We start from the raw sequence: 20,725 nt of genomic DNA, 5'->3' as shown, positions 1-20,725 counted from the left end.
ACCAGATGTGGGCTGCGTCACGTTCGAGTTGAATGATTCCTAGTGAGTGATTCGTAGTGAGTGAAGTGAGTGATCAGACGCGCGGGCACACCGCGCAGGACACGCCGACACGGCCTGCAGGGGGTGCCAGGTGAGTGCTTCGCGGCGTAGTGGGACCACGGACGAGCTCGGGCCGCAGGAGCCCGAGCGGGACGGGGCCGATCTGCTCGCCGCTCTGCTCGACGGGATGGACGCGGCGCTGTGCGCGTTCGACGCCGACGGAGTGGTGACGCACTGGAACCGGGAGGCGGAGCGGATTCTCGGCTGGACCGCGGCCGAGGCGGTCGGACGGCAGGGGTTCGCCGGCTGGGCCGTACGCCCCGCGGACGCCGAGGAGGTCGAGGGCCGGCTGCTCTCCGCGATGCAGGCACCCGGACGGCAGGTCCATGAGTTCGCGCTGCTGACCAAGGACGGCGGCCGGGTGCTCGTACGGACTCAGTCGGCCGCCGTGCCGGGTCCCGACGGGAAGCCGGCCGGGGTGTACTGCGCCTTCAGCGAGGTGCACGCGCAGATCGATCTGGAGCGGTCGATCGCGCTGAGCGAGGCACTGTTCGACGACGCCTCCTGGGGCGTCGTGCTCGTCGACGCCGATCTGCGGCCCGCCGTCGTCAACGCGCACGCGGCGCGCGCGTTCGGCGCGGGGCGTACGGCCGTACTGGGGCGCCCCCTGGGTGAGCTGCTCGCGCAGGGCGTGGAGGAGCTGGAGAGCGCGCTCACACACGTCCTCGCGGAGGGCGCTCCGCCCGCGCCCGCCGAGATGTGGGTGACCGTGCGGACCGCCGAGGGCGAACAACAGCGGCGGTGCTGGCGCAGCGGCTTCCTGCGGCTCGCCTCACCGCTCGCGGAAGAACCGGTTCCGCTGGGGGTGGGTTGGCTCTTCCAGGACGTGACCGAGGCCAAGCAGACCGAGCAGGAGGCGGCGCTCCTGCGGTTCAGGACCAACCAGCTGCACCGGGCCGCGCGCGCTGCCGCCGAGTGCGAGGACCCGGCGGAGGCGGCGAGCGTCCACCTCGACTTCGCCCTGGCCGGCTTCGCCGACCACGCGCTGATCGACCGGGTGGCCGGTGGTGCCGTGCCCGACGGCGAGGGGCCGGTCCGGCTCGTACGGGCCGCCGCCACGCCCTCCGGGGCGCCGGGGCCGAGCCTTCCCGCGGGGCGGGCGGGGCTGCCCGTGCGGTATGCCGACGGGCATCCCGCGCTTCAGTGTGTCGAGCGGATCGGGTCCGTACGGGCCAGTGCGGGGGCGGCGCGTGCGGGGGCCGGGGCGAGTGAGCCCGAGCGGGCGCGTGAGTGGGCTGTCGCCCGGCAGTGGCCCCCGGACTCCGTCCATGCCCTGTGCGCGGTGCTGCGCAGCCGGGGGCGGACGCTGGGCGTCGTCACGTTCCTGCGCGGCTCCAGCCGTACGCAGTTCGAGCGGCTCGACGCCACGTACGCGGAGGATGTCGCCGTTCGCATCGCGGCGGCGCTGGATCTGGGGGAGGCGTTGGGGGGGAGGGGATGAGGTGGGCCGGAGCTCGCCTCAGGAGTTTCGCCCCCGCCGCCCCTACCCATTCCCGTCCCTGCCTCAGGGGCTCCGCCCCCGAACCCCCGGTATCGCGCTGCCGCGCTCGTCCTCAAACGCCGGACGGGCTGAAAGAACGTGGCCGGGCGGGCTGGAAGAGGTTGCCGGTCGTCTTTTAGGGGCGCGGGGAACTGCGCGATCAGCCACTGGCGGCCGCAGGTTCAGTACCGGCCCCTCCGGAGGATCAACGGCGGTAGAAGATCCGGTCCCCGTACTCCTCGAACACGCGGCCGTTCCACTCGTGGCCGCCGTCCACGTTGCCGGAGCGCAGGAGCGGGGGCTCGATGCCGCGGTCCGCGAGGGTGCCCGCCGCGGTGGCCATGACCGCCTGGAGGAGGGCGGAGGTCACGACCGTGGAGGCGGGCGCGAACGGCGCCGGGACGCTGTCGAGCGTGAGCTCCGCGTCGCCGATCGCGATCTTCGAGTCGAGGACGACGTCGCAGTGGTCCTTCAGGTACGTGCCCGAGGTGTGCCGGGACTTCGTCTCGGAGGCGTACGCGACCGACGTGACCCCGATGACCTTGAGGCCCAGCGCGCGGGCGTGCATCGCCATCTCCACGGGCAGGGCGTTGCGCCCGGAGAGGGAGATGATCACGAGTACGTCGCCGGAGCGGGCCGGGCTGGTGTCGAGGACGGCGCTGGCCAGGCCGTCGACCCGCTCCAGCGCGGAGCCCAGCGTCGCCGGCACGACGTCCACCCCGACGGCACCCGGCACGGCGAGCAGGTTCATCAGCGCGAGGCCGCCCGCCCGGTACACCAGGTCCTGCGCGGCCAGCGACGAGTGCCCGGCGCCGAACGCGAAGAGCCGCCCGCCCTCGGCGACCGTGTCGGCGATCAGCGTCCCGGCGGCCTCGACGGCCCCGGCCTCCTCGTCCCGCGCCCGCTGCAGCAGGCCGATCGCGGCGTCGAAGAACTGCCCGGCCAGCTTGCTGTCGCCCATGCGCGAAGCCCTCTCTCCCCGTCCACTTCCGGTCGTGTCGCGGATCACGTTGCGGTCTGGACCAGTGCTGTGTCAATACGGTCGTCAGGGGCGACACTGGGTGCTGAGGGCCCCCGTTCCCGCCCGGCCGAGCTCATGGTCCGGCCGTTCGCGCCGGCACTCGTCACCACGCGGTTTCACCTGCGCGGCACGGTTGTCAGTGGGATGCGTCAGAATTGGTGCCAGGGCCAGCGCACACGCCGGTGAGCCACTCAGCCTCCGGCAGAGCTAATCGAGGGGCACGTATGTCCGGACTGATCGACACCACGGAGATGTATCTCCGCACCATCCTCGAGCTGGAGGAGGAAGGTGTGGTCCCCATGCGCGCCCGTATCGCCGAGCGGCTCGACCAGAGCGGGCCGACGGTCAGCCAGACCGTGGCGCGCATGGAGCGCGACGGCCTGGTGTCCGTCGCCAGCGACCGGCACCTGGAGCTCACGGACGAGGGCCGCCGGCTCGCGACGCGCGTGATGCGCAAGCACCGCCTCGCCGAGTGTCTGCTCGTCGACGTGATCGGTCTGGAGTGGGAGCAGGTGCACGCCGAGGCCTGCCGCTGGGAGCACGTGATGAGCGAGGCGGTCGAGCGCCGCGTGCTCGAACTGCTGCGTCACCCCACCGAGTCGCCGTACGGCAACCCGATCCCGGGCCTGGAGGAGCTGGGCGAGAAGGACGGGGCAGACCCGTTCCTGGACGCGGGCATGGTGTCGCTGGCCGATCTCGACCCCGGGCTCGACGGCAAGACGGTCGTCGTCCGTCGCATCGGTGAGCCGATCCAGACGGACGCGCAGCTGATGTACACGCTGCGGAGGGCGGGCGTGCAGCCCGGGTCCGTCGTCAGCGTGACGGAGTCCGCGGGTGGGGTGCTGGTGGGCAGCGGCGGTGAGGCGGCGGAGCTGGAGTCGGACGTGGCGTCGCACGTGTTCGTCGCGAAGCGGTAGCGCTGCGCTTGGCTGCGGGTTCTTCGTCTGCGGGTCGGTGGGGGCTGGTCGCGCAGTTCCCCGCGCCCCTTCGGGGGCGCCCTTGTGCTGCCCTGCCTGTTCGTGAACCCGCCGTCAACTTCCGTAACACACAACCCAGTTGTCCCACCTCGGTGTTCGCTCAGAAATGAAGATTCCGTGTGCGGAATCGCAGCGGTCGGGCCGTTTGCGTGCGAGGCTGTCGCGAGAGGCATATGACCTGAGGGCTCTTGACCGTGGCGGCAGCGGCGCCGGTGCGCGGTCGGGGAGGGGGCGGGAGGATGTGCCGCGGACATGAGGAGGGCCCCGGCGCCCTGAGGCGCCGGGGCCTGTCCTCCCCTGTGCTGACCCGGAGCCCCGAGCTCCCAGGGTCATTCCCCACGGACCGTTTTCCCCGAGCGGCCCGCCTCCCGTTGAAGATCTCCCCTCGGCGGCGGCGGTCAATCCTTGAGCGAGGTCACTCGAAGGAGGGGTGTTGTCGCCAAGACCCCCATCTTCGAATACGCATTCGATAGCGTATGAGTGACGGAACCACTACGGATTACGCAGGAAGAACCAGCAGGAGCACCGGTACGACCAAGCGGTACGAGTGGACCGGCCGGTTCGTGCGGGACGACCCGGCCGAGCGGATCAAGGGGGGTGCCAACGGATGGTGCGGCGCATCGACGTGAGCGGTGCGGGTGGCGTACGCCTCGCCGCCTGGGAGTTCGCCGACTCTCCCAAGATCGATCCTCCGAGGGGCGACCCTTCAGGGACCGGCACCCCGTCCGGGGCGATCGAGCGTGCGCCCGGCGTGCTGTTACTGCACGGCCTCATGGGCCGTGCATCCCACTGGGCGCCCACCGCCCGCTGGCTCTCCGAGCGGCATCGCGCCGTCGCGCTCGACCAACGGGGCCACGGCCAGAGCGACAAGCCGCCCGAGGCCTCCTACACCCGCGGTGCGTACGTCGAGGACGCCGAGGCCGCCCTCGAACAGCTGGACCTCGGCCCGGCCGTCCTCATAGGTCACGCCATGGGCGCCCTGACCGCCTGGCAGCTCGCCGCCAAGCGCCCCGACCTCGTGCGCGGCCTGGTCATCTGCGACATGCGGGCCTCGGCTCTGGGAGCAGCCTCGCAGCGCGAGTGGGAGGACTGGTTCAAGGCCTGGCCGGTCCCCTTCGCCACACTCGCCGACGTACGGAAGTGGTTCGGCGAGGACGACCCCTGGGTGGAGCGTCCGAACCCCTCGCGCGGTGAGTTCTACGCCGAGGTGATGGCCGAGTCTCCGGACGGCTGGCGGCCCGTCTTCGAGCCCGAGCAGATGCTCAAGTCCCGCGAGACCTGGGTGTACGACGCGCACTGGGAGGAGCTCACGCAGGTCCAGTGCCCCGCCCTCGTCGTCCGTGGCCTCGACGGTGAGCTGGGCCGGGCCGAGTCCCAGGAGATGGTCCGTGTTCTGCCGAACGGGCAGTACGCGGAGGTGGCCGATGCGGGGCATCTTGTCCACTACGACCAGCCGGAGGCTTGGCGCGCGGCCGTTGAGCCTTTCCTGGACGAGGCGCTCCGCTAGGCGGTTGGACAAGATCGCGCCGTTGCTCCGCGGGTTGTCCTTCGCCCGCGGCCCGGTGGGGGCTGATCGCGCAGTTCCCCGCGCCCCTAAAAGACTGCGCAGTTCCCCGCGCCCCTTGGGGGCTCAGCCCTTGCTCACCGCCGCCAGGATCTCCGGCAGTTGCCGTGCTGTTCGTGGTGCGGCGAGGTGCAGGCCTGCCAGGGCGATGGCCGCTCCGTAGGCCGTTCCGATCGGGAGGAGGAGCCAGGTCCAGTCCTGGCCGTCCGACGAGACGTTCAGCCAGATGGTGAGGGTGATGACGGGGGCGCAGAGCAGTGCGGCCGCGATCATGCCGCCGAAGATCGAGAATCCGGCGAGGCTCGCCTGGCCGGGAGCCACGTTCTTGTAGCTCTCCTGCGGGATCGAGTACGGGAAGCGGGCGGAGGACCAGGCCCCGGTCGCCAGCATCGCGCCGAGCAGTGCGAACGACAGGCCGAACACCTCGGGCAGCGAGCGCCAGTCGCCGAGCAGCGCCGTCGTGAGGACGCACACGAGGACCGCGTACGGAAGGGTGATCACCAGGAGCGCCAACGCCCGTGCCCGCAGCTCAACATACGCGTCCCGGGTCGACGAGATCGTCATCGCGACCATCCAGAACGCGGACGTGTCCTGCCCGAACTGGTTGTACATCTGGATGCCGAGCATGCCCGCCGCGAAGCAGGCGAAGTAGATCGAGCCGGTGCCCTGCAGCGCGTTGAACACCGGCACGATCAGGCCGATCGCGAGCGAGGTCACCCACGCGGCCTTGGTCTTCGGATCCCGCCACACGTACCGCAGGCTGCGCTCCATGACCGTGCCCGTGCGTCCCGCGGGCAGCAGCCGGCCGAGCCCGGAGGAACGGCCCGCCTTGTCCCGGGAGGGCTCGGCGGCCTGCAGCGTCGAGCCGTCGGGCGAGGTCATCAGCCGGGTCAGACTCCGCTGCCAGAAGGCCAGCAGCACCGCCAGTGCCACCCCGCTCAGGGCGAGCTGGGCGAGGCCGACGGCGTACGAGCCCTCGCTGACGGAGTCCACCGCGCCGAGCGCCGACGCGGGCGGCACCCAGCGGACCACGTCGGCGGCCGGGTCCAGCGTGGACAGGCCCGACGAACCGAGCTTCTGCGCCCCGAAGTTGACGACCTGCGCGCCCACCGCGATCACCAGACCGCTCAGCACGGCCAGGTCGCGGCCCTTGCGGCTGGTCAGCAGCCGGGTGTTGGCGGTCGCGATGGTCCGCGCGAGGGCCACGCACACCAGGAGCGCGAGGACGACCGCGACGACTCCGGTGACGTACGCCGCCGCCCCGTGCGCCATCGCGACGACCGAACCGACGAGCAGGCACAGCGTGAACAGCGGGCCTATGCCGACCAGCGAGGCCACCAGCAACGCGCGTACGAGCGGCTGCGGGCGCAGCGGCAGCATCACCAGGCGGGTCGGGTCGAGGGTCTCGTCGCCGCCGGAGAAGAAGAGCGGCATCACGGCCCAGCCGAGCGCCAGCACGGCGGTGAGCAGCACCGTCACGGTCATCGCGTGGGTGTTGCCGCGCAGCGCGATCAGCCCGATGAGCTGGAGCGCGGCGAACAGCAGCACGATGACGAGCGACGCCACGTACACGGCCCGCCGCCCCGCCGACTGCCGCAGCCCGTTGCGCAGCAGCGACAGCTTGAGTCGTACGACGACGGGGGTGACGGAGGCGGTCGAGGTGGTGGGCGCCTTCGTGGCGGTTGTGGCGCTCATCGGGCGCCGCCCAGCCAGTCGAGGTCGGAGCCGGTGTCGCGGGCGTTCGCCCCGACGAGTTCGAGGAAGGCCTGCTGGAGGGAGGGCGCCTCGCCGCGCACCTCGGTGAGCGGGCCGTGGGCGCGGATACGGCCGGCGGCCATCACGGCGACCCAGTCGCACAGCGACTCGACGAGCTCCATCACATGGGACGAGAAGACGACGGTCGCGCCGGAGGCGGTGTAGCGCTCCAGGACCCCGCGGATCGTCTGCGCGGAGACCGGGTCGACGCCCTCGAACGGCTCGTCGAGGAACAGCACTTCCGGGTTGTGCAGCAGCGCCGCCGCGAGCCCGATCTTCTTGCGCATGCCCGTCGAGTAGTCGACGACGAGTTTGTGCTGGGCGCCGGCGAGGTCGAGCACGTCGAGCAGCTGGGTGGCCCGCTTGTCGACCTCGGCACCGGGCAGTCCGCGCAGCCGCCCCGTGTAGGCGAGGAGTTCCCGTCCCGAGAGCCGCTCGAAGAGCCGCAGCCCCTCGGGCAGGACCCCGATCCGGGCCTTGACCTCCACGGGGTCGCGCCACACATCGTGTCCGACGACCTCCACGGACCCCTGATCGGGCCGCAGCAGCCCGGTCACCATCGACAGAGTCGTGGTCTTCCCCGCCCCGTTGGGCCCGACCAGCCCGATGAACTGCCCCGCGGGCAACTCCAGATCGATCCCCGCGACGGCGACCTGCTCCCCGAACCGCTTCCAAAGCCCCCGCACCCGCACGGCCACCGCGTCGCTCACCCGCACTCCCTCCGTCATGCAGGGCACGATACGGGTCGGGTCCGACATGGGGCGCCCCGATAGGGGCGCGGGGAACTGCGCGCTCAGCCCAAGACGACCCGCAGACGGCAGATCACACCGAACCCGAACGGCTCCTCACCGACGAGCGTCCCGCCCGCAGGCGTAAGCCAAGGGCGAGATCAACTCCTCCGCATCCGGCAGCCACCGATTCGCCGGAGTCGGCCGGCAGGCCCACTGCACAGCCCCCCGCGCCCCGAACCGCGTGGGCGGCGCAGCCACATACGTACCTTCCCCCATCACAACCAGATCAAGAGAAGCAAGCGGCCACCCGAGCTTCCGCACAAGATCGGGCGCCTTCACAGCGGCACCCGGCAACACGAAGAACTGCATCCGCCGGTCCGGCGTACACGTCACAGGGCCGAGCGTCAGCTCCATCCGCCGCATCCGGGCGAGCGCGAGAAACCCCGAGGTCTCGGGGACGTCGATCGCGTCGAACGTCCGCCCCGTGGGCAGCAGGATCGATGCCGACGGCTGCTTCGCCCACAGCCGACGTGCGACGGTCGCACTGCCCGTGGCCTGCGTCGCCCAGTCCTCACGCGCCGGATGCGCGCCGGGCACGGCGCACGAGGGCTCGCCGCACGAGCAGCGCTGCACCCCGTCGGCGGCTTCCAGCCAAGTGCCTGGGAACACGTCCCAATGGCGCTCTTCGGCATAGCGCACGGCGATGTCCTGCAGCGACTCGCCTCGCTGCTTCGGGATCTGGGCGGTCTCGGTGCCTGCGATCGTCTCTTCCACGCTGAACTCAACTCCCGCACCCACCAGGGGTTACGCCCACCCGTCTCCCGCCACCGCCCTTCTTGGGAAAACCCTTCGGGCTTGCACCTCTTTATCCCCCGCGCGCGGGGGAGGAGCACCGATTCCACACGTGGGGCGCATGGATGCATCTGTGGGGGCGCGCATGGGAGGCGGCAGCGGGGGGTGGGTAGCCACCGGAGGGGCGGGCAGCAGCCTTTACCCCGGCAATCCTCACATGTCTCGCATCTTCGGTATGTCCGCGGGGCATTGATCTTCGAGGCCGGATCTTTTCGCTCCCCGCAGGGGCGCGGGAGGTCCCGGTCACTGAGGACCGTCAACTCGGTGCGTGGGCAGGCACCGCAGCCACAGGGGGTACGCCAATGGCCGCAAGGCCTCTCGTCGCGCGGCAGCCGAACGAACGACTGCAGGCGCTCATCCAGGAAGCGGGCTGTTCCAACGCCGGGCTGGCCCGCCGGGTCAACATGTGCGGCGCGGAGCACGGTCTCGATCTGCGCTACGACAAGACGTCCGTGGCGCGCTGGCTGCGGGGACAGCAGCCGCGCGGGCGGGCGCCCGCGATCATCGCCGAGGCGCTCGGCCGCAAGCTGGGCCGGACCGTCACGATCGACGAGATTGGCATGGCGAACGGCAAGAACCTCGCCTCCGGCGTGGGGCTGCAGTTCTCGCCGACCGTCCTCGGGGCGATCGAGCAGGTCTGCGAGCTGTGGCGCAGCGACGTGGGGCGGCGGGACTTCCTGTCCGGCTCGTCCGTCGCGGCCTCCGCGCTCGTCGAGCCGAGCCGGGACTGGCTGATCTCCTCGCCGGACGCGCAGGTGTCGCGTGCGGCCGGGCCACGGGTCGGGCAGTCCGACGTGGCGGCGGTGAGCGCGATGACCCAGGCGCTGGTCGACCTGGACCACCAGTACGGCAGCGGGCACGTGCGCCCGGTCGTCGTGCACTACCTGAACAGTGTCGTCTCCGGGCTGCTGGCGGGCTCGTACCGGGAAGCGGTCGGGCGTGAACTCTTCGCGGCGGTCGCGCGGTTGACGGAGCTGGCCGGCTACATGGCGGTCGACACCGGACAGCCGGGGCTCGCGCAGCGGTACTACATCCAGGCGCTGCGGCTCGCGCAGGCGGCGGGCGACCGCGGGTACGGCGGGTATGTGCTCGCCGCGTCCATGAGCCACCTGGCGGCGCAGCTCGGCAATCCGCGGGAGATCGCCCAGTTGGCGCGGGCGGCGCAGGAGGGGGCGCGCGGGCGGGTCACACCGCGCGCGGAGTCGATGTTCCACGCCGCGGAGGCGCGGGGGCACGCGTTGATGGGTGACGCGCGTTCGGCACAGGCGGCGTCCGGACGGGCCGTGGCGGCGCTGGAGCAGGCCGATCCGGATTCCGGCGACGACCCGCGGTGGATCGCGCACTTCGACGAGGCGTATCTGGCCGACGAGTTGGCGCATTGTCACCGGGACCTCGGGCAGTCGGAGGCGGCCGCGCGGTGCGCGCAGGAATCCCTCGCCGGGCACCCCGAGACGCGTGCGAGGCGCCGCGCCATCGGTTACGTACTGCTGGCCACCGCGCAGGTCCAGCAGCGTGAGGTCGAGCAGGCCTGTCACACCGGTCTGCGCGCGGTCGAACTGCTCGGCACGCTGCGCTCCAACCGCGGGGCGGAGTACCTGGACGACTTCCAACAGCGCCTGGAGCCCTACCGGGACGAGCCGGTGGTACGGGAGTTCGGGGCGCGCATGGACCTGCAGGCGGCGGCCTGATCCGCCGGACAGACCTGAGATCTACGCGGGAGTGAACGCGGGGTGAACGGAGGGCCCTGAGGCGAAAGGAGGCATGAACAGCGTCTTGGGGGGCGGATTCGTTACTGCCGCCCCCGGAGACTGCCGTCACGACCTGTGCTGCGTGGCACCGGGTTGTGGGGACCCGGTAGCGTGAACCGACGATTCCGAAGGTCCCCCATTCGTAGGAGTCCCGGTGACGCACAACGGACAGGGCGACGAGCCCTCGGCGCGGCCCGCGCACGAAGGCATCGTGCTGCCGTCCGACGGCGGCGAACCCCTCCTGCCGGGCCAGACGGGCGACCGCGCCGTTCCGGCGGGCGGTCAGGCCTGGGACCAGCCGTGGGGTCCGGGACCCGCTTCGGGGGCCTCTCCGGAGCCCGGGCAGGGTTGGACGCCGACCGGTGAATGGGGTAATGCGGGCCAGGACCAGGGTGCGCAGGCCCCCGGCTGGGGTACGCAGCACACGGGCCAGGGCGGGGCCGCTCCGGCTCCGGGCGCCCCGGCCCAGGACGCGCCCCCGCAGATCTCGAGTTGGACAGCCCAGGCTCCGGACGCGGGAGCCCAGACTCCGGGCTGGGACGGGTCGGCCCCGGGCTCCGGTGCCGGTGCCGGTGCCGGTGCGCAGGGCGGATACGCCGGGCAGCCGTCGCAGTACGCCGATCCGACGGCCCAGTACGGTGCGCAGGGCACGGCGGGCGGCCCGTGGGGCGGCCCGCAGGCGCCGAACTCCGGCGGCCAGCTTCCGCCGCAGAACCCCGGAGCGGGCTCCGTGCCCCAGCAGGGTTCGGGCGCCGGGACACCTCTCCCGCACGAGGGCGCACCGATGAACGGGTACGGCCCCCCGCAGACTCCGGGCCCGTACGCACCCGAGAATGCGCAGGGACAAGCACACGCACAAGGTCCTGCCGGGGCGCAGGCTCCGGGCGGTTACGGCTACCCGCAGGCCCCCGCGGGCCACGCGGCGCCCCAGCCGCAGCCGCAGGGCGGTTCCGCCGGGTCGCAGGCACCGGGTGGCTACGGCTACCCGCAGGCTCCCGGTGGCCAGACGCCCGGCCCGTACGCAGCCGGTGGTCAGACTGCCGCGCCGTTGCCGCCAGTTGGTGCGGGTGCCGGTGCGCTGCCGCCCGTCGCCGCCATGGACGAGGGTGCGACCCAGTACCTGCCGCCGGTTCCCGCCGCGCCGTCCGTCGACGAGGGCGCCACACAGCTCCTTCCCCCGGTGGGTCCCGGTGCGCTGCCGCCCGAGATGCCCCCCGCGGGGGCGGCACCCACGGCGATGTCCTCCGAGTCCACGCGGTACCTCGGCCGGGTCCGGCCGGACGGGCCGGGACCGGTGTCCGGAGGCAGCGGCGCCGGACCCCTGCCGCCCGCCGTCGACCCCGACGCCCAGCCCACGCAGTTCATCGCGCCCGTACCGGCCCAGCCCGGCGCGGCGCAGTACGGGGTGCGCCCGGGCGTACCCGAGGACCGGCAGCAGCCGCCGGCCGAGTTCGACAACCTCTTCCGGGCCGACGCCGGAGGCTCCACGCAGCAGTTGCCCCGAGTCGGCCAGCCGCGGGGGAGACATGGTGCCGCGGCCGGCTTCGGCACCCCGAACCGTCCCGGTGCCGCCGGTGGCCCGGGCGTACCCGAGGGTCCCGCAGGTCGCGGCGCACGCCGAGGCGCGGCGGACGGTGACAACGGCCGCGGTGGCCGCACCCGTTCCCGCGTGCCTGTGATCGCCGCGGTCGGCGTGGGCATCGCCGTACTCGGCATCGGCGCGGGCGCCCTGCTCAGCGGTGGCGGGGGCGACAAGGGAGACGACAACACGACGGTGGCGGCGACCGCGCCCGCTACCGACGACTCGGCCTCCGCGTCCGCAGACCCGGCCAAGGAACAGGCCGTGGCCCTGGACAAGCTCCTGGCGGACAGCGGCGACAGCCGTGACTCGGTGGTCAAGGCCGTCGGCAACGTACGCAAGTGCTCCAATCTGGGCCAGGCGGCGACCGATCTGCGCAACGCGGCCAAGCAGCGCGACGGCCTGGTCACCAGCCTCGCGGACCTCTCGGTCGACAAGCTGCCGAACCACGCGCAGCTGACCGCCGCGCTCAACAGCGCCTGGAAGGCCTCCTCCGCGGCGGACACCCACTACGCGGCCTGGGCCGACCAGACCGCGGGCAAGAAGGGCTGCCGCAAGGGCCAGGCCCGCAACACGGGCCAGACCGCGGCGGGCAACCGGGAGAGCGGCACCGCGACCACGCAGAAGGCCAAGGCCGCGAAGCTGTGGAACTCCATCGCCCAGACCTACGGACTGACGGAGCGCCAGCCCGGGCAGCTGTGATCGGCGGGGCCGGTGGGGCCTGCGCGAGGTCGACGGGTCCTGCGGGGCCGGTGGGTCCTGCGAGGTCGACGGGGGGCGGCGCCCGGTGGGTGTCGGCCGGTTTCAGGACGCTTCTGTGTTCTCCAGCACCTTCGACACGTTCACGAACCCCTTGCGGGCCGAGACCAGTTGGCCCTTGCGCACCACCTGGAACGACACGTCCGAGTTGACCAGCCGGGGGAAGCCGCTCGACGCGGTCAGGTCGTCGAAGCTCCAGCTGAGCGTCGGCGTCAGCCCGCCCGTGTTGATCTTCAGGCCGTCGTCGAGCGTCCGCCGGAGCGTCCGCGAGGACACCTCGCCGTCGCCCAGCGACTCGACGGCCTTCTTCAGCACCGTGTAGGCGACCCAGGTCGTCTGCACCCCGGGGTCGGACTCGTCGATCCGGTTGTCGCCGAAGGCCTCCTCCCGGATGACCTCGCGCATCGGCTTCCACCGCTTGTCGCGCGACGCCGGGTACCAGCCGGTGACGTACGAGCCCTCGTACGCGCTGCCCGTCGCGTCGATCACCGACTGGTCGACGCTGCCCAGCACGGAGGCCGTCCGCACCGTCGGGTACGCCTCGCGGGCACGCCGGAACGAGTCCATGAAGGTGTCCGTGCGGTCCCCGAGCGCGGGCACCACACATCCCTCCTCCGTCGGATCCTCCGTGACCCGCCGAAGCGCCTGGTCCGCGTGGTTCGAGTACTCCGTGGCGTCCTCGGCGGCCCGCTGGTCGACGGCGGCCGAATGTCCCCCGGCGCTCAGACCGGAGTCGAGCAGCACGGGCAGCTCGTCGCCGGCGATCGTGTCGGGGCGTACGAGGGTGACGGGGCCGCAGTTCCTGGCGAGCTGCTGGCCGAGGCCTGCCAGGAGGGCGGGCTGGCCGCCGTTGACCGGGTAGGAGAGCGGGCTGGTGAACTCGTCGTCCGTGACCCCGTACCCGCCGAGATACGGGATGCCGGCCGCCTCCAGCGGGGAGAAGAAGGAGCGGGCGTGCTGGCTGTACGAGCCGACGACCGCGACGACGTTCTCGTCGACCGCGCGGCGGGCGCAGTTGGCCGCGGACACCGTGTCGTTGTGGTCGTTGCAGGTGAGGACCTTGAGCTTGCGGCCGTTGATGCCGCCCTTGGAGTTGATCCAGCGGGCGTACGCCAGTGCCAGGGCGGGCATGCCCGGCTTGTTGGTCGCCTTGGTCTTCTCGGGCGCCCATGTCATGACCGTTATGGGGTCGTCCCCGGAACCCCCCGTGGTACCAGGGACGACACCGCATCCGACGGCTATGGACGCACACGCCGCCAACGCGCCCGCGGACAGCGCTCTGGCCTTGGCGGGACGGTGGTGGGCGGGGAGGAAGGTGCGGGTGCGTCGCCTGCCGGTCATGGACACGCACGATTCCGTCACATCGCTACGGCCGGTGTGACCCACGGTCAACGCTTGGTGACCAGAAGGTGAACTCCGGGGTGCGGGGTGGGACGAAACGGCGAGAACGTACGATCGGTGACCGTGCAAGGTTCGGAGAACTCTTCCCGTCGCGGGCGTCGCTCATCCACCATGGGCGGCATGCCACTGAACGACATGCCGTGGTGGCGCTGGCGCAGCAATGTGCGCTCCGCGCTGCACATGCTTTCCGACACCGAGTTCCAGCGAGGGGTCTGGCTCGCGGGGGTCGACGGGTACGGGGATGTGACCGACGCCGTCTATCGCCTCGTCGAGGACACCTGGCTGGACAACTGGTCCGCCGAGAAATACGTGGGGACGATCTTCCGGGACTCGCAGGAGGCGGCACTCGTCGATTCCGCCGTGCTTCGGGTGCTGCGGATCATGCATCAGGTGGGGCCTGATGCCGCTGTCTCCGTTTATCTCGAACATCAGGGGTGGCCCGAGGCTGTGCGGGCTGCTCGGGATGCGCACGTTCGGATGGCGGTGAGTGATGGGGAGGATCCCGATGTGCCGCCTCGGACGCTTGAGGTTCTGCGGATCATGACTCGGTCCGCCTGAGGTCTGGCCTGGCTGAGGTCTGGTTGTGCGTGCGGGTTGTTTTGGGTTGCTCGCGCAGTTCCTCGCGCCCCTGAGGGGCCCGGCCCCCGGTCCGGCAGGCGGGACGTGTGGTCTGGCTCGGCTGGGTTTGTGGGACCCTGGCGGGCATGAATGAGCAGTCCGTGACCGAGCAGTACGTCCTTACGCTTTCCTGTCCTGACAAGCAGGGCATCGTGCACGCCGTGTCGAGTTATCTCTTCATGACCGGGTGCAACATCGAGGACAGTCAGCAGTTCGGTGACCATGACACGGGGCTGTTCTTCATGCGGGTCCACTTCTCGGCGGAGTCGCCGGTGACGGTGGAGAAGCTGCGGGCCAGCTTCGCGGCGATCGGTGACTCGTTCCAGATGGAGTGGCAGATCCACCGGGCCGAGGACCGGATGCGGGTCGTGCTGATGGTCAGCAAGTTCGGGCACTGTTTGAATGATTTGTTGTTCCGGGCGCGGATCGGGGCGCTTCCCGTTGAGATCGCGGCCGTGGTGTCCAATCACACCGAGTTTGCCGAGCTTGTGGCTTCTTATGATGTGCCGTTCCACCATATTCCGGTCACCAAGGACAACAAGGCGCAGGCCGAGGCGCAGTTGCTGGAGCTCGTGCGGGAGCAGGGTGTCGAGCTGGTCGTGCTCGCTCGGTACATGCAGGTGCTCTCTGATGATCTGTGCAAGCAGTTGAGCGGGCGGATCATTAACATCCATCATTCGTTCCTGCCTAGCTTCAAGGGCGCGAAGCCGTACCACCAGGCGCACGTTCGTGGTGTGAAGCTGATCGGTGCGACCGCGCACTATGTGACGGCCGACCTCGACGAGGGGCCGATCATCGAGCAGGAGGTCGAGCGGGTGGGGCATCAGGTCACGCCGGAGCAGCTTGTCGCTGTGGGGCGTGATGTGGAGTGCCAGGCGCTTGCCCGGGCCGTCAAGTGGCATGCGGAGCGGCGGATTCTGTTGAACGGGCGGCGGACCGTCGTTTTTGACTGAGGTGCGTCGCGCCTTGCGTTGTCGTGGGGGCGCGGGCCGTGCCGGTACGTCGAGTCCGCCGCGGCGGGGTGTACGGCCGTTGGCTTTCGAGGGAGACCGTTCCTGGAGGAGCCGTATGCGGCGGACTTTCGACGTACCGGCACGGCCCGCTCCCGTGCGTGGGGCGGGTGCGGGCCGGGGGGCGGCTTGCGCGCTACATGCGGCTCAGTGACGCTGCTGCGAAGAGGACGTCTCTGATCGCCTCTCGGTCTCCTAGCTGGCCCGCTGCTGCTTCGTCCGGGGAGACGTGGCCTGCTGCCAGTTGGCAGAACTCGACGCCGTCCAGGGCTATGTGGGCCACCTCGTGGTCGGGGGAGGGCAGGGCGCCGGGGGAGTCCAGGGGGATCAGCCATTCGCCGCCGCCCAGGCCCTCGATCTCCAGGCGGAGGCTGCGGCCGGGGGTGCCGGCCGGGACCAGGTGACGGGTCTGGCCGGGGGTGGCGAGGCCTGCCTGGCGGCGGGCGGCCAGGGCTGTGGGGAGCATGCGGGCGCCCAGGTCGATCATGGCGTGCAGGTGGCGGGGCGACGGCGGTTCGTAGGGGTAGTCGACCGCCTCGGCGATGTCTCCCGCGTGGACCCAGGTCTCGAAGGCGCGGTCCAGCATCGAGTCCCGCAGGGGGAGTTCGAACGCGCCGTACGAGACCGGGAGGCGGCCGGAGCCTCCCCCACGCTCGGCTCCGCTCGCGCGGGAGGTGCCCCCAGCCGCGAAGGCGACCGTGCGGACCAGGTTGTGGGCCTGCTCGCGCCAGGGGGTTCGTACGGAACGGGTCGGCGGGAAGTGTGAAGTGGTCCAGAAGGCCTCTGTGCGGGCCTCGGGGGTGGGGGCGTCCGCCTGGGCTTCGAGGGGGTCGTCCAGGCCCAGGGTCAGGGCTACCAGGCCGTCGACGGTCAGGAGGTGGGCGATCACGCCTGCGACGGTGGTTCGGCGGCTGGTCTGTTCGTCGCCCTCGAACCAGCGCAGGCGTACGGGAGCGTGCCACTCCGCGTCGCCGATGTCCTGGAGGAGGGCGTCCAGGCGGGCCGTCTCCGCGTCGTACGGCGTTGCCCACTCGGGGACCGGGATGCGGGGCGGGCGGCGGTCCAGGCAGCTTTCCAGGACGCGGGTGCGGAGGGTGGGGTCCAGGTCGAGGCTCTCCGGCGGGTGCAGGAGGCCCACCGCGTCGCGCAGGCGCAGGGCCTCGTCCGCGCACGCGCCGCAGGTGCCCAGGTGGTCCTCGACCGCTGTCGTCTCCTCGGGGGAGCAGGCCGCCAGGGCCCAGGCGCCGAGCAGGGATTTGAGGACCCGGTGTTCGAGGAAGAGGGGAGCGGGGGCTGGTTCGGGGAGGGGGAGGCCCGTGTCCTCGACCGATGTGCGTGGCATGGGTATGTGTGGGGGTTCGTCGGGGGTGCGAGAGCTACTGGGCTCGGGGGGTTCTGGGCCTGATGGGCCGCCCGGGCCGTTCTCCGGGGGTGGGGTGTCCCTCTGGGGGCCCACTGGGGCGTTGTGGTCCTCCGGGTCCGGCTTCTCCCCGTAGCTGTCGTGTGCCTCGGTGCCCTTCATCGGGCACCCCCGGAGCGGCCCGTGTCGTGGGCTGTCGACAGGAGCTGGAGGCCCAGGCGCAGGCGGCGGCGGGCCTCGTCCTCGGTGACGCCGAGGTCGGCGGCGGTCTGGCGGTAGTCGCGGCGCTGGAAGTAGGCGAGCTCCAGGGCCGCGCGCAGCGGGGCGGGCATGGACTGGACGATGTAGTCGGCGCGGGCCGCCACCGAGGCGCGGCGGACCTTGCGCTCCAGTTCCTCGGTGCTGCCCGAGCAGTCGTGGGCGAGCGCGGCGGTCTCCGTCGCGCGCAGGCGCTGCACGGCGAGGCGGTGGGTCAGTGTGGCGACCCAGGAGCGCAGGGGGCCCTGCTTGGGGTCGTACGCCTCCGGGTTCTCCCAGACGTGGGCGAAGACCTCGCGGGTGACGCCGTCGGCGGCCCGGTCGTCTCCGAGCACGCGATGGGCGAGGCCGTGCACGAGCGAAGCGAATCGGTCGTAGAGCTCACCGAGCGCGGCCGCCTCCCCGCGTGCGAGCCGCTGTTGCATCTTGCGGTCCCAGCGGGGCGGCGCGTCCTTGTTGGTCATGCGGCCCCTCACCCCCGGTCGTGCGGTGCGCCTGTCCCTGTGTCCACCGGATTCTCCTCTCCGGCTTCCTCCCGAATGTAGTCGGCACCCCTGACAACGCACGCCCCTTTGTGGCAATGCGCGCCCCTCGCGGAGCTGCGGATGGTAATGCCCCGATCACGCTGTGCGTGTGGCTCCTCACGGTGTGCGTGTGTCTGCCGTGGCTCGGTGCGATCAGGATCGACCGTACTAGACCGTTCTCGACCGAAACAGCCCAACTGGGGCACGCTTCGATTCCGCATCCGGTGTTTCATGGAGTGAGGGTGGGGCAGCCGCGCACCAGGGAAATGACAGGACCACTTCCGGTTCCGTTTCCGGGTCCGACGTCGTCGGGCCGTCAGGGTCCAACAACGTCGAGCGAGGGGCAGGCGCGTGACGCTCAGGGTGACCGACGGCGAGCAGCGCGGCTGGGCCGTGCTCCGGGTGTCGGGCGAGATGGATCTGGTGACGTCACCGGTGCTGCGGCAGCGCGTGCACGACGCCGTGGCCGACGGGCGGCACAGTGTTGTCCTCGATCTCTCCGGAGTCCTGTTCTGCGACTCCAGTGGTGTGGGGGTGCTGATCGCGAGCCGGCGACTGCTCCGCTCATGTCAGGGGCGCCTCCGCTTGATCCTTCCCGCGCAGGGCGCCGTGGACGGATCCCACGTCAACAGGGTGCTGGGCGCCCTGGGTGTGCGCCGGCTCTTCGACGTCTATCCCGATGTCGGTGCCGCTGTCGACGACGAGCCGGATTCCCTGTCCGCGTGATTCGCGTCACGTGCGGGTCAAGTAGAGGGGAAGATCGTCCGGTAACTCCGCGACACGGTTGTCGCGGTATTTCCCCGGTCTTGGCACAAGCGTCGTTTTCCCGCTCCCCGAGGGCCCCGGTCGTCGTACGCTCCCTGCCAGACGTACCCACGTGATGTAAGGCGGCCCGAAAAGACATGGTCAGCACCGAGTACGAGCGAAAGATCGCCGCCCGGTTCGCCACCTTCGATCAGGACGGCAACGGCTATATCGACCGCGAGGACTTCAACGCGGCGACCAAGGCGCTGCTCGCCGAGTTCGGCACGACGGCCCGGTCCGACAAGGGCCAGGCCCTCTACATCGGCGCGGAGGCCTTCTGGCAGGGCATGGCCGGAATAGCGGACCGGGACGGCGACCAGCGGATCACCCGCGAGGAGTTCGTGGGCGGCGCGGTGAAGCGGCTGCGGGACAACGCCGACCGGTTCGCCGAGATCGCCCGCCCGTTCCTGGACGCGGCGCTCGCCATCGCGGACGGCGACGGGGACTCGGCGGCGACCGTCGACGAGATCGCGCGGGCCCTCAAGGCCCTCGGCGCGCCCGAGACCGTCGCCACCGCCGCGGCCGGCGCGCTGGATGCGGACTCCGACGGCCGGGTCACCGAGCCGGAGATCGTGAGCGCCTTCGCCCGCTACTTCACGGTGCCCGAATAGCGTTCCCTGAGCTTGTACTTGAGCACCTTCCGCAGGGTCTCGTTGCGCGGAAGGGCGTCCACCAGCTCCAGTTGCTCCGGCAGCTTGTGCACGGACAGCCCTTCCGAGCGTAGGTAGTCGGTGATGGCGGAGAGCGTCAACTGCGGAGTTTTGTCCGGTTGTTCGATCACCGCGCATACGCGTTCGCCGCGTTCCGCGTCCGGCAGGCCTATCACCGCGACATCTCCTACCGCCGGGTGGCGGTGCAGCAGGTCCTCTATCTCCTTCGCCGAGATGTTCTCTCCCTTGCGGATGATGACGTCCTTCAGGCGGCCCGTCAGGACCAGATGGCCGGAGGGCGTGAGGTGCCCGAGGTCTCCTGTGATCAGGAAACCGTCCTCGTCGAAGGCCTCCGTGGTCTGCGCGGGGTTCAGATAGCCCGTGCAGACGGCTTCTCCGCGCAGTCTCACCTCCCCGTCCACGATCCGGATCTCCATCCCCTCCGGGGGCCTTCCCTCGGTCGTCGCGAGGTTCTCCTCCGAGTCGTCGGGCGAGCCCATCGTGATCATCGGGACCTCGGTCATGCCGTATCCGTGGGTCAGCCGGACGCCCATCTCCCGTACGACGGCGTGGTGGACCTCGGGCGGCTTCGGCGCGCCGCCGCCCGCGAGGAGGCGCAGGGTGGGGATGAGTCTGGCGTCCGGCTGCTTGCGCTGTTCGGCCAGGAACATCGAGTAGAACGCCGTCGAGCCGCCCGCCACCGTCACCCCGTGCTTGCGGTAGCCCTCCAGCGCGTCCGGCAGTCCGAACTTCTCGAAGAGGACCGCCGGGAACCCGTACAGCAGCAGCATGACCAGATAGTCGGGGCCGCCTATGTGCGCGAAGGGGAACGCGATCGAGCCGATGTCGTCGGCCGACAGGTGCAGCGCGTGGGCGAGGCAGGAGCCGCCGGCGATCAGCGAACGGTCCGTGTGCAGTACGCCCTTGGGGTCGGACGTGGTCCCCGAGGTCCAGTAGATCCAGCGCACGTCCGTGCCCGTGGTGGGGGGCGGGGGCAGGACGGAAGGGTTCCCCTCGGGTAGGGAGTCGTACGCCTCGAAGACGCCGGGTGCGTTGATGCGTTCCGCCATCGCCGTGTGGTCGAAGCCGCGCCACTCGCCCGGTACGGCGAAGTGTGCGGCCCCCGACTCCCTTACGGCGAAGGCGACTTCGCGGTCCCGGTAGAAGGGGATCACCGGGGACTGGACCGCGCCCAGCCTGGCCAGGGCCATCGCGAGCACGACCGTCTCGATGCGGGTCGGCAACTGCCAGGCGACCACCGTGCCGGGGCGCACGCCCAGGTCATGGAGGCCGGCCGCGGTCCGCTCCGCGCCCGCGCGCAGCTCCTCGAAGGTGAGCGTGCGGTCGTCCTGGAGGAGGACGGGGCGGTCGGGGGTGAGCGCGGCGCGACGCTCGACGAGTTCCCAGAAGGTGCGGGAGGCGCCCAGTGCGTGTGCGGTGTCCGTCGTCATGGCCCGTGCTCCTCACAGCTGACGGGTAGTCAGATTGGCTGGAGAGCGTAGGGCTCGGTGCCTTGTCGGTCCAGGGGTGCGGGG

Annotated in this window: 17 protein-coding genes; 9 read left to right on the top strand and 8 right to left on the bottom strand. The window is 71.2% G+C overall.

Annotated elements, in window-relative coordinates:
• Positions 1–130 precede the first annotated feature (130 nt).
• Entirely contained in the window at positions 131–1,540 is a 1,410-nt protein-coding gene (locus QF035_RS23735) for a PAS domain-containing protein (RefSeq protein WP_307522558.1), read from the top strand.
• Positions 1,541–1,784: 244 nt separating this feature from the next.
• Here the strand turns inward: QF035_RS23735 and QF035_RS23730 are convergent, their stop codons facing one another.
• Positions 1,785–2,540: an SIS domain-containing protein gene (locus QF035_RS23730; RefSeq protein WP_307522556.1), complete on the bottom strand. Its 756-nt coding sequence runs from the start codon at positions 2,538–2,540 to the stop codon at positions 1,785–1,787.
• A 284-nt stretch (positions 2,541–2,824) separates the two neighbouring features.
• On the opposite strand from QF035_RS23730, the gene QF035_RS23725 reads away from it, so the two are divergent.
• Together QF035_RS23725 and QF035_RS23720 are read left to right on the top strand one after the other, a co-directional pair.
• Complete coding sequence (locus QF035_RS23725; protein ID WP_269649472.1) at positions 2,825–3,517, top strand: metal-dependent transcriptional regulator; 693 nt, start codon at positions 2,825–2,827, stop codon at positions 3,515–3,517.
• Positions 3,518–4,184: 667 nt separating this feature from the next.
• Positions 4,185–5,084, top strand: coding sequence for an alpha/beta fold hydrolase (locus QF035_RS23720; protein ID WP_307522555.1), 900 nt, complete (start codon positions 4,185–4,187; stop codon positions 5,082–5,084).
• 123 nt (positions 5,085–5,207) lie between these two features.
• Here QF035_RS23720 and QF035_RS23715 read toward each other — a convergent pair whose 3' ends face one another.
• From QF035_RS23715 to QF035_RS23705, 3 genes are all read right to left on the bottom strand, one after another.
• The gene (locus tag QF035_RS23715) at positions 5,208–6,836 is read right to left on the bottom strand and encodes a transporter (protein ID WP_307522553.1); all 1,629 of its coding nucleotides are present in this window, start codon (positions 6,834–6,836) and stop codon (positions 5,208–5,210) included.
• Positions 6,833–7,624 (bottom strand): ABC transporter ATP-binding protein, encoded by a 792-nt coding sequence (locus QF035_RS23710; protein WP_307522552.1) that lies wholly within the window; start codon positions 7,622–7,624, stop codon positions 6,833–6,835. Before QF035_RS23710 ends, QF035_RS23715 begins: the two co-directional genes overlap by 4 nt.
• 117 nt (positions 7,625–7,741) lie before the next feature.
• Positions 7,742–8,401 carry a bifunctional DNA primase/polymerase gene (locus QF035_RS23705; RefSeq protein WP_307522551.1) on the bottom strand — a complete coding sequence of 220 codons (660 nt, stop codon included), beginning with the start codon at positions 8,399–8,401 and terminating at the stop codon, positions 7,742–7,744.
• A 380-nt stretch (positions 8,402–8,781) separates the two neighbouring features.
• Between QF035_RS23705 and QF035_RS23700 the strand changes: the two genes are divergently transcribed.
• Both QF035_RS23700 and QF035_RS23695 read left to right on the top strand, forming a co-directional pair.
• The gene (locus tag QF035_RS23700; protein ID WP_307522550.1) at positions 8,782–10,167 is read left to right on the top strand and encodes a transcriptional regulator; all 1,386 of its coding nucleotides are present in this window, start codon (positions 8,782–8,784) and stop codon (positions 10,165–10,167) included.
• Between the two features lie 214 nt (positions 10,168–10,381).
• The gene (locus QF035_RS23695) at positions 10,382–12,508 is read left to right on the top strand and encodes a hypothetical protein (protein WP_307522549.1); all 2,127 of its coding nucleotides are present in this window, start codon (positions 10,382–10,384) and stop codon (positions 12,506–12,508) included.
• A 102-nt stretch (positions 12,509–12,610) separates the two neighbouring features.
• Here the strand turns inward: QF035_RS23695 and QF035_RS23690 are convergent, their stop codons facing one another.
• The gene (locus QF035_RS23690; protein WP_307522547.1) at positions 12,611–13,906 is read right to left on the bottom strand and encodes an ABC transporter substrate-binding protein; all 1,296 of its coding nucleotides are present in this window, start codon (positions 13,904–13,906) and stop codon (positions 12,611–12,613) included.
• A gap of 117 nt (positions 13,907–14,023) precedes the next feature.
• On the opposite strand from QF035_RS23690, the gene QF035_RS23685 reads away from it, so the two are divergent.
• Entirely contained in the window at positions 14,024–14,524 is a 501-nt protein-coding gene (locus tag QF035_RS23685) for an SCO4402 family protein (RefSeq protein WP_307522545.1), read from the top strand.
• A 146-nt stretch (positions 14,525–14,670) separates the two neighbouring features.
• Entirely contained in the window at positions 14,671–15,537 is an 867-nt protein-coding gene (gene purU / locus QF035_RS23680) for a formyltetrahydrofolate deformylase (protein ID WP_055617932.1), read from the top strand.
• 193 nt (positions 15,538–15,730) lie between these two features.
• Here purU and QF035_RS23675 read toward each other — a convergent pair whose 3' ends face one another.
• Together QF035_RS23675 and QF035_RS23670 are read right to left on the bottom strand one after the other, a co-directional pair.
• Positions 15,731–17,116, bottom strand: coding sequence for a zf-HC2 domain-containing protein (locus QF035_RS23675; protein WP_307522544.1), 1,386 nt, complete (start codon positions 17,114–17,116; stop codon positions 15,731–15,733).
• Entirely contained in the window at positions 17,113–17,676 is a 564-nt protein-coding gene (locus QF035_RS23670) for a sigma-70 family RNA polymerase sigma factor (RefSeq protein ID WP_307522543.1), read from the bottom strand. The genes QF035_RS23675 and QF035_RS23670 overlap by 4 nt, the downstream gene beginning before the upstream one ends.
• Before the next feature lie 411 nt (positions 17,677–18,087).
• Here QF035_RS23670 and QF035_RS23665 point away from each other — a divergent pair, with 411 nt between their 5' ends.
• Both QF035_RS23665 and QF035_RS23660 read left to right on the top strand, forming a co-directional pair.
• Positions 18,088–18,462 (top strand): STAS domain-containing protein, encoded by a 375-nt coding sequence (locus QF035_RS23665; RefSeq protein ID WP_200396613.1) that lies wholly within the window; start codon positions 18,088–18,090, stop codon positions 18,460–18,462.
• A gap of 176 nt (positions 18,463–18,638) precedes the next feature.
• Positions 18,639–19,151, top strand: coding sequence for an EF-hand domain-containing protein (locus tag QF035_RS23660; protein WP_307522542.1), 513 nt, complete (start codon positions 18,639–18,641; stop codon positions 19,149–19,151).
• Here the strand turns inward: QF035_RS23660 and QF035_RS23655 are convergent.
• Entirely contained in the window at positions 19,130–20,641 is a 1,512-nt protein-coding gene (locus QF035_RS23655) for a class I adenylate-forming enzyme family protein (RefSeq protein WP_307522540.1), read from the bottom strand. The genes QF035_RS23660 and QF035_RS23655 overlap by 22 nt on opposite strands.
• Positions 20,642–20,725 lie beyond the last annotated feature (84 nt).

Origin of the sequence: Streptomyces umbrinus (assembly GCF_030817415.1) — a bacterium.
GTDB lineage: Bacteria > Actinomycetota > Actinomycetes > Streptomycetales > Streptomycetaceae > Streptomyces > Streptomyces umbrinus_A.
This window is presented reverse-complemented; position numbering and strand designations above follow the sequence as displayed.

Bases quoted from the DNA above. Each gene is read 5' to 3' on its own strand.
- QF035_RS23730 (WP_307522556.1), bottom strand. From the start codon at position 2,540: ATGGGCGACAGCAAGCTGGCCGGGCAGTTCTTCGACGCCGCGATCGGC.
- QF035_RS23725 (WP_269649472.1), top strand. From the start codon at position 2,825: ATGTCCGGACTGATCGACACCACGGAGATGTATCTCCGCACCATCCTC.
- QF035_RS23720 (WP_307522555.1), top strand. From the start codon at position 4,185: ATGGTGCGGCGCATCGACGTGAGCGGTGCGGGTGGCGTACGCCTCGCC.
- QF035_RS23715 (WP_307522553.1), bottom strand. From the start codon at position 6,836: ATGAGCGCCACAACCGCCACGAAGGCGCCCACCACCTCGACCGCCTCC.
- QF035_RS23710 (WP_307522552.1), bottom strand. From the start codon at position 7,624: ATGACGGAGGGAGTGCGGGTGAGCGACGCGGTGGCCGTGCGGGTGCGG.
- QF035_RS23700 (WP_307522550.1), top strand. From the start codon at position 8,782: ATGGCCGCAAGGCCTCTCGTCGCGCGGCAGCCGAACGAACGACTGCAG.
- QF035_RS23690 (WP_307522547.1), bottom strand. From the start codon at position 13,906: ATGACCGGCAGGCGACGCACCCGCACCTTCCTCCCCGCCCACCACCGT.
- purU (WP_055617932.1), top strand. From the start codon at position 14,671: ATGAATGAGCAGTCCGTGACCGAGCAGTACGTCCTTACGCTTTCCTGT.
- QF035_RS23675 (WP_307522544.1), bottom strand. From the start codon at position 17,116: ATGAAGGGCACCGAGGCACACGACAGCTACGGGGAGAAGCCGGACCCG.
- QF035_RS23670 (WP_307522543.1), bottom strand. From the start codon at position 17,676: ATGACCAACAAGGACGCGCCGCCCCGCTGGGACCGCAAGATGCAACAG.
- QF035_RS23660 (WP_307522542.1), top strand. From the start codon at position 18,639: ATGGTCAGCACCGAGTACGAGCGAAAGATCGCCGCCCGGTTCGCCACC.
- QF035_RS23655 (WP_307522540.1), bottom strand. From the start codon at position 20,641: ATGACGACGGACACCGCACACGCACTGGGCGCCTCCCGCACCTTCTGG.